General features: G+C 57.8%; 1 protein-coding gene. It reads right to left on the bottom strand.

The features are described 5' to 3' along the window. Positions 1 to 284 (bottom strand): hypothetical protein (locus IFS44_RS22025; protein ID WP_206757907.1); only part of this gene is annotated, 284 nt, incomplete at its 3' end. Between the last annotated feature and the right edge of the window lie 88 nt (positions 285 to 372).

Below are 372 nucleotides of genomic sequence, written 5' to 3'. Positions count from 1 at the left end.
CCGACGAAGAGGCCGATCCCAATCTGCAGCGATCGATCGCTCGAGACCTCTTCATCGGACTGTAGCAACCGGTTCGCCGGTGTGAAGGCCGAAGGAAATCCTTCGAAGGGCCACAGCGCGTGCGCTAGCCAAAGGCTGACGACGCTTGCACCCACGAAAACCAGGAAGCTTTCGACCAGCCATCGGCGGTAGAGGTTCTGCCGCTCCGTCGTGTCGGATTGCGTCTGGAACCGTGCATACGCGGTAATATCCCGCCGCACCCACCACGTTCCCCCGACGAGCATGACCGCGATCCAAGCTGATGAGAGCACCATATTCGTTTCTTCCCTGTCAGTTTCCTTGTTGGAAAGTGATCATTGCTTTCCGTTCAGT

Origin of the sequence: Sphingomonas sp. CFBP 13706, assembly GCF_014842355.1 — a bacterium.
GTDB lineage: Bacteria > Pseudomonadota > Alphaproteobacteria > Sphingomonadales > Sphingomonadaceae > Sphingomonas > Sphingomonas aerolata.
Note: the sequence above shows the minus strand (reverse complement) of the source record. Positions and strands in the feature narration are given on the sequence as shown.